Raw genomic sequence first — 10,421 nt, 5'->3', positions numbered from 1 at the left:
TCCCGGACCGAGGAGGGGAGGCGGGCCGCCGCGGCCTCGTCGAGGATCCACAGGGTGCGGGCGCGGCCCCGGGCGCCGGAGGCGGGTCAGGGGATGAGGAGGGCCTTGATGGCGCGGCGCTCGTCCATCGCCCGGTAGCCCTCGGCGACCTGCTCCAGAGGGAGGGTGAGGTCGAAGACCTTGCCCGGGTCGATCCGGCCCGTCAGGACCAGGTCGACGAGGTCGGGCAGGTAGCGGCGCACGGGGGCCGGGCCGCCGCGCAGACCGACGTGCGAGAAGAACAGCTCCTGCCCGTCGATCGCGACGTCGTGGGGGACGCCGACGAAGCCGACGTTGCCGCCCGGCCGGGCCGACCGGAGGGCCTGCCGCACGGCCTGGGCGGTGCCGACGCACTCCAGCACGCTGTCGGCGCCGACGCCGTCGGTGAGGTCCTTGACGTGGGCGACACCCTCCTCGCCGCGCTCGGTGACGATGTCGGTGGCGCCGAACTCGCGGGCGAGCTTCTGCCGCGCTTCGTGGCGGCTCATGGCGATGATCCGCTCCGCGCCCATCTCCCTCGCGGCGATCACCCCGCACAGACCGACGGCTCCGTCGCCGACGACCACGGCGGTGGAGCCGGGCTTCACCTCGGCGGCCAGCGCGGCGTACCAGCCGGTGCCCATCACGTCGGAGACGGCGAGCAGGCTCGGCACGAACGCGCCGTCCGGGTGCTCGCCGGTGGCGACCAGGGTGCCCTGGGCGTTGGGAACGCGCACGTAGTCGGCCTGGCAGGTGGACATGAACTCGCGGTGCAGGCAGTTGGACTGCCAGCCGTTGCGGCAGTTCACGCAGGTGTTGTCGGAGGTGGCGAAGGAGCCGACGACGAACTGGCCGGGCTTGACCGAGGTGACCTCGTCTCCGACCTCCTCGACGATGCCGACGTACTCGTGGCCCATCGGGTGGGGGTCGCCGATCGGCTCCAGGCCGCGGTAGGGCCACAGGTCCGAGCCGCACACGCAGGTGGCGACCGTGCGGATGATCGCGTCGGTCGGCTGAACGATCTTCGGGTCGTCGAGCGTTTCGAAGCGCACATCGCCGGGGGCGTGGATCACTGCTCCGCGCATGAGGGGTTCCTTACGTGCCGGGGCGTCCTGTGCGGGGGTGCACCGACGGACGCCGGGTGCGGTTGCGTGCCCGGGACGAAGGTCGTGTCGCGGTCTCCGTTCCCGGGACCGGCACCCCCTGCCTCCCCTGTGGCGGCGGGGCGGGGAAGTGCCGCGCCCTCCAGGTAACCGGCGTTTCGCGCGCGCAGCGAGGCATCGTCGAAGGGTGTACCGGCGGTACACCCCTACCGCGCCGTGCACGACGTAACGTCGAGGTGTGGACAACCGTGAAGAGGTCCGCGAGTTCCTGACCTCGCGGCGAGCCAAGATCACCCCCGAACAGGCCGGGCTGCCCGCCGGGCCCCGACGCCGTGTCCCGGGCCTGCGCCGCAGCGAGGTCGCCGCGCTGGCCGACGTCAGCGTCGAGTACTACGCCAAACTCGAACGCGGCAACCTCGCCGGTGTCTCACCGTCCGTCCTCGAAGCCGTCGCCCGCGCCCTCCGGCTCGACGACGCCGAACGCGCCCACCTCCTCCATCTGACCCAGGCGGCCGACGGCTCGGATGCCCTGACGCGCCCGCGCCGCCGACGCGCCAAGGGTCAGTGGACGCCGCACCGCAGCCTGCAGTGGACCCTGGACGCGATCACCGCCGGGCCCGCGTTCGTCCGCAACGGCCGCATGGACCTGCTCGCCGCCAACCGGCTCGCCCGCGCCTTCTACGCCGACGTCTACAACAGCGCTCCGAAGGAGCCCAACCTCGCCCGCTTCAACTTCCTCGACCCCGCCTCCCGCCGCTTCTACCCGGACTGGGACGCCTTTGCCGACATGTGCGTCGCCATCCTGCGCACCGAGGCCGGCCGCAACCCCCACGACAAGGACCTGCACGACCTCGTCGGTGAACTCTCCACGCGCAGCGAGGAGTTCCGCACCCGCTGGGGCGCCCACAACGTCCGCCACCACGGCACCGGAACCAAACGCTTCCACCACTCGGCCGTCGGCGAGCTCACCCTCGCCTTCGAGGGTCTGGAGATGGCGGCCGAGCCCGGCCTCACCCTCACCATCTACACCGCCGAACCCGGCTCGCCCTCCGAAGAAGGACTGCGCCTGCTCGCCTCCTGGGCCGCCACCCGGGAGGCCGACTCCCCCGCGCAGCAGGCAGCCGGCTGACCGCCCGGGCACTCGGCCACCGCGACGAGACCACCGCCCGTCTCGTCACCGAAACCGGCGGCCCCCGGAGCCGATACGCCTCCGGCGGCCACACACGGCGAGGCCGGGCCCGGCCTCGCAGAGGAGCACGCGACACCTCGACCTGCGGGCCGGTCGGGCCTGCCCGCTACGGACGCAGTTCCAGGGAGACGTGCGAGGACAGTGCGCGGAGGAAGTCGGGCGCGTCGAAGATCTCGCCGGCGGAGGCGACGCCGACCGTCCTGGTCCGTCCCGTGAGGATGCGGTCGACCGCTTCCACCACGAGCGGCGCGGTGACGGCGTAGATGTCCCGGCCCCTCGCCACGGCGCGCCGTTCGGTGTCCCCGGAGCGCACGACGACGTCGACGAGGAAGGTCTGCGCGGACCGCCCGAGCGCGTCGACCGCGGTCGGTGTCGGGGTGTCCGGGGCCGACACGTCCCTGGCCGCCTCGATCGTCATGTAGGTGCGCACTTCGGGGATGGACAGGTGGCTGGGAATGGTGACGACGTCGGCCATCGTGAACTCCCCGATGACCGTGCGGGGACCCATCGGGTCGGGGAAGGGCCATTCCAGGGTCGGCTGGTCGTCGTGGCGGTACTCCAGCCGCCCGTTCGTGTACACGACGCGACCGCCGCCCCGCCGCTGCCGGGAGACCGCGCCCGCGGCACGCGTCCCGGCCGTGGGGTGCCAGCTGCTCAGCCCGTACGCGATGTGCGCCTCGTCGGCCGCCGTCCGGTCGCCCATCGCCGCGGTGGCCAACAGGTCGCCGAAGCCGCCGTAGAAGGCCATCGCCGGGACGATCACCGCTCCCGTGGCACGGGCACGGTCGGTGAAGTGCGCGAACGTGTCGGCGTTGGCCTCGATTTCGGCCGCCACGTCCACGTACGGGATTCCGGCGCGCAGGGCCGCCTCGATCACGGGGGCGGCCGTCGTGGCGAAGGGCCCGGCACAGTTGATCACGGCCGCCGCGCCGGCCAGTGCGCGGTCGAGCGAGGCCGGGTCGTCGACCGACGCCGGGCGGACGTCCGGTCCGGATTCGGACGCCGCCTGCATCTTCAGCTTGTCGGCGTCGCGCCCGGAGAGAATCGGGACGAACCCGCGGTCCCGCAGTTGTGCCACCACAAAGCGTCCGGTGTGTCCGTACGCGCCGAACACCGTCACGTCGAGCCCTGATCCCATGGGTCCTCCCCCGCGCTCGCACGATCTGTCGTGATCCGTCGGGGACATCCTGTCGAGGGCCGGCGCCTCACACGAGTGTCCGGAACGCCATGACCCATACAATTCCGGACGTGACCACTGTCGCGCTGGCCGTCACCGACGGGATGCTGCACTTCGAACTGTCCGTCGCGTACGAGGTCTTCGGCGCCGCCCCGGCCGGCGTGGCGGGCCCCTGGTACGACCTCGTCGTCTGCGGGCCGGGCACCGTGCGGGCCGGCCGGTTCGGGCTGGAGCCCGACCACGGCCTCGACCGGCTCCCGGGCGCCGACACCGTGATCGTCCCGGGCTGGGCCGACATCGACGAGGACCCGCCCGCCGACCTGGTCGACGCGGTGCGCGCGGCCCACGAGGCAGGCGCACGCGTGGCCTCCCTCTGCACGGGTGCGTTCGTACTGGCCGCCGCGGGCCTGCTCGACGGGCGGCGCGCGACCACACACTGGGCGCACACCCGGGCCTTGGCCGCCCGCCACCCCCGGGTGACGGTGGACCCGGACGTCCTCTACGTGGACAACGGCAGCGTGCTCACCTCCGCCGGCAAAGCCGCCGCCATGGACCTGTGCCTGCACCTCGTCCGCCTCGACCGCGGCTCGTCGATCGCCAACGCCGTCGCCCGCCGCCTGGTCGTGCCGCCGCACCGGGACGGCGGCCAGGCCCAGTTCGTCACCACCCCGGTGCCCGCCCCGGACAACCATCCGCTCGCCGAGCTGTTCCCCTGGGTGCTCGAACGGCTGGACCAGCCGTTGACCGTGGAGGACCTGGCCCGCCAGGCACGGATGAGCTCGCGCAACCTGGGCCGCCATTTCAGGTCGGTGACCGGTACCACCCCGCTGCAGTGGCTGCTGACGCAGCGGATCCGCCGCGCCCAGGAGTTGCTGGAGACCACCGACGACGGCATCGACACCATCGCGGCGGCCGCCGGCATGGGCACCGCCACGACGCTGCGCCGGCACTTCAACCGCACGGTCGGCGTGCCTCCGGACACCTACCGCCGGACCTTCCGTTCGCGGACCCGCCCCGGCCCGAACGACAGCGGGCGGCACCGGCGGCGCCCCGAGCCGTGAGGAGCGGCGCTGCGGCGGTTCGCCGATGGGCGGTCGCCGCATCCGGAGAGCACGGTCGTCCGGTGGCGGGCTCTCCTTGTTCCCGCCGGTCGGGCCACTCGGGCGTCCCGCTCGACGGCGGCGAGCAGCGGGGCGGGGCGGGCGGTGGGCGGGCCCCGCGGCACGTCCCGGCGTCCGCCGTCGGGAAGCCGGGGAGGTGTCGGTGCCGCCGGGGCCCGTGCAGGGGCCGCGCCTCAGCGGGGGATGCGTCCCTTGCTGTGCATGGCGGTGCGGACGCGTTCCTCGGCGAGGCCGCGGCCGGCGCGGTGAGGGGTCGTGCCGCGGCGTTTCGCCTCCTCCAGGACGACGACGGCGTTGGCGCGCAGCCGGTCGGAGATCGTCCGGAAGATGGTGGGGGTTTCGGGGCGGAAACCGGAGTACCGGGCGTCCATGGCGAATGCGGCGGCGACGACGCCGCCCGCGTTGGCGACGAAGTCGGGCAGGACGGTGACGCCGCGCTGCGCGAGGATCTCCTGGGCCTGCGGAGAAGTGGGCAGGTTCGCGCCTTCCACGACGAGTTTGGCCTTGATCCGGTGGGCGGTCTCGTCGTCGATGACGTCCTGCAGGGCGGCGGGAACCAGGATGTCGCAGTCGACGGTCAGTTCCCGGCCGGGAGGGACGACGGTCCCCTGGGGGTGCCGGTTCACGAAGTCGTCGCCGTGCTCCTCGCGGGCGGCGAGCAGGGCCCGCACGTCCAGACCGTCGGGATCGTGGAGCGCGCCCTTGGCGGTGGACACGGCGACGACGGTGGCACCGAGTTCGGCGAACCGCGCGGCCGCGGCATGGCCCACGGCGCCGAACCCCTGAAGGGCGACTCTGGAACCGCCGAGCGGCAGACCCAGGTGCCGGGCGGCGGCGTCGGTCGCCTCGGCGACGCCGTAGCCGGTGACGCCGAGCTTGTCGTACGCGACACCGCCGAGGTGTTCCGGGGTGCCGACGGCGGTGCCCCGGTCGCCGAGCTCGTCCTGGACGATGGCCGCGTCGTCCTCGGTCAGGCCCATGTCCAGCCCCATCACGTATTCGCGGGGCACCTCGTTGGACAGGGCGCGGGCGAAGGCCCGCAGGATCGCCTCCTTGTCGGGGGAGGCCGGGTCGGCGACGATGCCGGCCTTGGCGCCGCCGTAGAAGAGGTCGACGCTCGCCCACTTCCACGTCATGACGCGGGCCAGGCGGGCCACCTCGCCGACGGTCACGTGGGGGCTCATGCGGGTGCCGCCCTTGCCCACGCCGCGAGCGGTGTTGTCGATGACCAGGACGCCCTTCATACCGGTGCGTCGGTGGGAGACGACGACGATCTTCTCGGGTCCCCAGTCGTCGATGAGGGAGAGTGCGTCGGTCACGGGTGCGTTTCCTTGTCTGTGGCAGGGTCAGGCGTGGGGGCGGTGGGAAGGGAGAGCGCGGGCGATCAGCTGCGCGAGGTGGGTGCCGCGGCGGTCGGTCTGCTGGGCGATCTGGGTGCGGCAGCTGAAGCCGTCGGCGAGGACGACGGTGTCGGGCGACGCCGCCCGCACGGCGGGTAGCAGGACCTGCTCGCCGGCGGCGACGGACACCTCGTAGTGGCCGCGTTCGAAGCCGAAGTTGCCGGCCAGCCCGCAGCAGCCGGAATCCAGGCTGGTGTTGTCGACGCCCATGGCTCGCAGCAGCGTGCCGTCGGCGCCGAAGCCGGAGGTGGCGTGCTGGTGGCAGTGCGTCTGGCTGATCGACCGGGCTTCGATACGCGGGGGCTGCCAGTCGGGTGCGTGGTGGACGAGGAGTTCGGCGAGGGTGACGGTGGCCCGGGCCAGGGCGCGGGCGTCGGCGTCGCCGTCGAGGAGTTCGGGCAGGTCGGTCTTGAGGGCCGCGGTGCAGCTGGGTTCGAGGCCGACGACGGGCGTCCCGGCGCGGGCGGCCGGCGCCAGCGCGGTGACGGTGCGTTGCGCGATGCGGCGGGCGATGCCGAGCTGCCCGGTGGTGATCCACGTCAGTCCGCAGCACTGTGTGCCGTCGGGGACCTGAACGCGGAAGCCCGCGTGCTCCAGCACGGCCACTCCGGCCTTGAGGACCTCGGGGGTGAAGTGGTTGTTGAAGGAGTCGACCCACAGCACGACCGGTCCGCGGCGCCCGTCGCCGCCGGGGGTGCGGGTGCGGAACCAGGACAGGAAGGTCTGCTCGGCGAACCGTGGCACCTCCCGCTCCGCGGCGATGCCGCCCAGACGTTTGATCAGCGGGGCGAGGCGGGACGCGGTCAGCGCGTTGACGAGGCGCGGCATGCGGGCGGCCGGGCGTGAGAGCAGGGGCAGCCAGCCCATCGTGTAGTGGGAGGCGGGCCTGATGCGTCCCTTGTAGTGGTGGTGCAGGAATTCCGACTTGTAGGTGGCCATGTCCACGCCGACCGGGCAGTCGGCGCTGCACCCCTTGCAGGACAGGCACAGGTCGAGGGCGTCGCGGACTTCGGTGGACCGCCAGCCGTCGGTGATCACCTCGCCCCGGGTCATCTCGTACAGCAGGCGGGCGCGACCGCGGGTGGAATCCTTCTCGTCCAGGGTGACCCGGTAGCTGGGGCACATGACGTCGCCGCGGTGGGCGGCGGTGCGGCACTTGCCGACGCCGACGCAGCGGCGGGTGGCCTTGGCGAAGTCGCCGTCGTCGGCGTGGAAGGGGAAGACGGTGGCCAGGGGCAGTGGGGTGCGGTGCGGGCCGACGCGCAGGTTTCCGTCGAGGGGCAGCGGCCGCACGATCATGCCGGGGTTCAGGCCGTTGTCGGGGTCCCATATGTTCTTGAACTGTTCGAACAGGGCGATGACGTCGGGCCCGTACATCAGGGGCAGCAGCTCGGAGCGGGCCTGGCCGTCGCCGTGTTCGCCGGACAGGGAGCCGCCGTGCGCGGCGACCAGTTCGGCGGCGTCGGTGACGAAGGCGCGGAAGACGGCGGTGCCCTGCTCGGTGGTGAAGTCGAAGTCGATGCGTACGTGCAGGCAGCCCTCGCCGAAGTGCCCGTAGACGGCTCCTTGCAGTCGGTGCCGTTCCAGCAGTGCGGTGAATGCGCGGAGGTAGGAGCCGAGGTGCCGGGGCGGGACCGCCGCGTCCTCCCAGCCGGGCCAGGCCTCGGACCCGTCGGGCAGGCGGGTGGCCAGGCCCGCCCCGTCCTCGCGGATCCGCCACAGCCGGCGGGCTCGCACGGGGTCGGTGACGACCTCGCTGCCGGTGAACCCCGCGGCCTGTTCGGCCGCCGCGGCGAGTTCCCTGGCGCGCCGGGGCAGTTCGTCCGCGGTGCCGCCGAGTTCGGCGAACAGCCAGGCCCGCGCCGCGGGCAGGGTGTCGATCGCCGCGCGGGTCTCGGGCCGGGTGACGATGTCGGTCAGCGCCTGGTCGAGCCCCTCCAGCGCCAGCAGCCGGTGGTCCAGCAGCGCGGGCACCGCGTCCGCCGCGGCGCAGGCGTCCCGGAAGCCGAGCACGACCAGGGCCCGCGCACGCGGCGGGGAGACGAGGCGGACGGTCGCCGAGAGGACGACCGCCAGCGTGCCCTCGCTGCCGACGAGGGCCTTGGCGAGGTTGAAGCGGTGCTCGGGCAGCAGGTGCTCCAGCGCGTAGCCCGACACCTGCCGCGGGAACCGTCCCAGCTCGGTGCGCAACGTCGCCAGGTTCCTTTGGGCGAGGCGGTACAGGGACGCGATGAGCCGGCCCCGGTCGCCGCCCGCGGCGATGGCCTCGTCGATCTCGGCCCGGCTCATCTCGCCGAGTCGCACCACGGTGCCGCGGTAGGTGACCACTTCGAGTTCCACGACGTTGTCCGCGGTGCGGCCCCAGGCCACCGAGTGGGTTCCGCACGCGTTGTTGCCGATCATGCCGCCGAGCGTGCAGCGGCTGTGGGTGGACGGATCGGGACCGAACAGCAGGCCGTGCTCGGCGGCGGCCGTCTGCAGGTCGTCCAGGACGATGCCCGGCTGCACCGTCGCGGTGCGGGCCTGCGGGTCCAAGGCGAGCAGCCGGTTGAAGTGGCGGGAGAAGTCGAGCACCACGCCGGAGCCGACGGCCTGCCCGGAGGTGCTGGTGCCCGCCCCGCGCGAGGTGACCGGCACCCCCAGTCGGCGGCACACGGCGAGCGCGTTGAGGACGTGCCGTCTCTCGCGGGGGAAGACCACCGCCAGCGGGACCTGCCGGTAGTTGGAGGCGTCGGCCGAGTACTGTGCCCGGCGTCCGGTGTCGCCGGCGACCTCGCCGCAGTTCCCTCGGTCGAGGGCTTCGGTCACGGCCGCCGCGTCGAGGCGGCCGAGGCCCTGCGCTGTGGTGGTCACTGTGCTCGCTCCTTCGTGCTCGCTTGAGTCGTCCTGCGCCCTGCCCCGGTGGGTCAGCCGCGCGCGCCGTCGAGCTCCAGCTCGCGGGCGACCTGCGCGATGGAGCGGTTCTGCTGCTGTTCGTAGAGGGCGAAGGGGTCCAGGACCTCGCGGCCGATGGCACCGGAGAGCCACTCGGCGTCGTAGGCGGTGCCCTCGTGGTCGTTGTTCCTCGAGCCCTCGCCGCTGAGGTTGGACTGGAAGATGCCGGCGGCGGAGCGGGGCAGGAAGTCCTCGTAGACGATGGGTTCGGCGCGCACCCAGCCCTGCTCCACCAGGTCGGCGATGCCGGTGGGCGGGAGGCTTCCGTCCCGCGGCCGGTCGGGCGCCACCCGATAGGTGAAGTAGGCCAGGCCCCGGGCGATGAGCTCCTGTTCGGTGCCGGGCATGTGCTGTTCCCACACGGTGCGGGCGAGGTCGCTTCGGTCCGCTTCGGGGTGGAGGGCCGCCTGCCGGTCGACGAGGGCGAGCAGGCGGTCGTAGAGGGTGCGGCCCTCGCGGGTGAGGGCGATGCCGCGGGCTTCGACCTCGCCGAAGCGCACCCGCAGGGCGCCGCTGACGACGGTGCCGTCCGGGGTGCGCAGGGCGCGGGGCTCGGCAAGGGCGCGGAAGGACGTCTGGCGCAGCAGGACGTCGGGGCCCTTCCAGGCCGGCGGGCCCTGAATGGTGTCGATCATCTCGATGCCGCGCTCGGTCATGCGCCGGTAGAGCTCGTCGATGTCCAGCACGCGGGGGGTGAGGTGGTTGATGTGCGTGCTGCGTACGCCGCCGATGTCCGCGGCGACGGCGGAGATCCGCTCCAGGGTCTCGTACCAGGCCTTGTCGACGGGCTCGGTCGACAGCTCGAAGGCCCGCACGGCCAGGTGGAGGAAGCGTTCGGCGTCCTCCTCGGGCAGTTCCCTCTCCGCTTCGGCCCGGTCCGCGAGGGCGAGCAGCTCCGGGGGGAACAGTTCGCGGTCGGCGAGGAAGGCCTCCAGGCGGGAGCGCAGATCGGCGTCGAAGAACCGCGGGTCGGCGGGGGTGAGCATGGAGGTGAAGACACGGAAGGGATTGCGCGCCAGTTCCTCGCCGTCGATGGGCCGGAAGGCGGTCGAGACGACCGGGACCGCGCTGGCCGCGGCTTCCCGCAGGTCGTAGAAGCCGACCGGGTGCATGCCCAGGGCGCCGAAGATGCGGGCCACCTGGTGCAGCTCCCGCGGAGTGCCGACCCGAATGGCGCCGTGGCGTTCCGCGGTCACCCGGCCGATGGAGCCCAGGCGTTCGGCGTCGGCGCCCTGCGCGCGAAGGACGTCCTCGTTGACCTCGCGCGAGACGTCCACGAGCGTGGTGTAGGCGGGTACCTCCCGCCCGTACATGTCGGAGAGCCGCGCGGCGAATGCGGCGCGCAGCTGCCACTGGCTGATCGTCATCGGTGTTCGCCTTTCGGTCGGGGAGTTCACCACGGGGTTTCGGGGCAGGGCCCGGCGTCGGCCCGTGCCCGGGCCGGGTCTGCCGGCCGGGCACGGACGTGCCGGTGACGGG

The 10,421-nt window shown here is 73.2% G+C and carries 7 protein-coding genes; 2 read left to right on the top strand and 5 right to left on the bottom strand.

Translation table 11 applies throughout. The features are described 5' to 3' along the window. Positions 1 to 86: 86 nt before the first annotated feature. Entirely contained in the window at positions 87 to 1,103 is a 1,017-nt protein-coding gene (locus tag ABD335_RS02890; protein WP_344320427.1) for a zinc-dependent alcohol dehydrogenase family protein, read from the bottom strand. A 256-nt stretch (positions 1,104 to 1,359) separates the two neighbouring features. Here ABD335_RS02890 and ABD335_RS02885 point away from each other — a divergent pair, with 256 nt between their 5' ends. After that, a complete protein-coding gene (locus tag ABD335_RS02885) occupies positions 1,360 to 2,250 on the top strand; it encodes a helix-turn-helix transcriptional regulator (protein ID WP_344320426.1) in 891 nt (296 codons plus the stop codon). A gap of 166 nt (positions 2,251 to 2,416) precedes the next feature. On the opposite strand, the gene ABD335_RS02880 is transcribed toward ABD335_RS02885, so the two are convergent. Further along, a complete protein-coding gene (locus tag ABD335_RS02880; protein ID WP_344320425.1) occupies positions 2,417 to 3,448 on the bottom strand; it encodes a saccharopine dehydrogenase family protein in 1,032 nt (343 codons plus the stop codon). Positions 3,449 to 3,558: 110 nt separating this feature from the next. On the opposite strand from ABD335_RS02880, the gene ABD335_RS02875 reads away from it, so the two are divergent. Next, positions 3,559 to 4,548 carry a helix-turn-helix domain-containing protein gene (locus ABD335_RS02875; protein WP_344320424.1) on the top strand — a complete coding sequence of 330 codons (990 nt, stop codon included), beginning with the start codon at positions 3,559 to 3,561 and terminating at the stop codon, positions 4,546 to 4,548. 233 nt (positions 4,549 to 4,781) lie between these two features. On the opposite strand, the gene ABD335_RS02870 is transcribed toward ABD335_RS02875, so the two are convergent. The 3 genes from ABD335_RS02870 to hglS are packed head-to-tail and all read right to left on the bottom strand — an operon-like array spanning position 4,782 to position 10,309. Beyond that, positions 4,782 to 5,927, bottom strand: coding sequence for a Glu/Leu/Phe/Val family dehydrogenase (locus ABD335_RS02870; protein ID WP_344320423.1), 1,146 nt, complete (start codon positions 5,925 to 5,927; stop codon positions 4,782 to 4,784). Between the two features lie 27 nt (positions 5,928 to 5,954). Then, complete coding sequence (locus ABD335_RS02865; RefSeq protein ID WP_344320422.1) at positions 5,955 to 8,861, bottom strand: FAD-binding and (Fe-S)-binding domain-containing protein; 2,907 nt, start codon at positions 8,859 to 8,861, stop codon at positions 5,955 to 5,957. Positions 8,862 to 8,914: 53 nt separating this feature from the next. Then, entirely contained in the window at positions 8,915 to 10,309 is a 1,395-nt protein-coding gene (gene hglS / locus ABD335_RS02860) for a 2-oxoadipate dioxygenase/decarboxylase (RefSeq protein WP_344320421.1), read from the bottom strand. Between the last annotated feature and the right edge of the window lie 112 nt (positions 10,310 to 10,421).

The sequence above is a fragment of the Streptomyces macrosporus genome, from assembly GCF_039533145.1.
Lineage (GTDB): Bacteria > Actinomycetota > Actinomycetes > Streptomycetales > Streptomycetaceae > Streptomyces > Streptomyces macrosporus.
Note: the sequence above shows the minus strand (reverse complement) of the source record. Positions and strands in the feature narration are given on the sequence as shown.

What these genes read in the sequence shown, in the direction of transcription:
- ABD335_RS02890 (WP_344320427.1), bottom strand. Translation starts at nt 1,103, where the DNA reads ATGCGCGGAGCAGTGATCCACGCCCCCGGCGATGTGCGCTTCGAAACG.
- ABD335_RS02880 (WP_344320425.1), bottom strand. Translation starts at nt 3,448, where the DNA reads ATGGGATCAGGGCTCGACGTGACGGTGTTCGGCGCGTACGGACACACC.
- hglS (WP_344320421.1), bottom strand. Translation starts at nt 10,309, where the DNA reads ATGACGATCAGCCAGTGGCAGCTGCGCGCCGCATTCGCCGCGCGGCTC.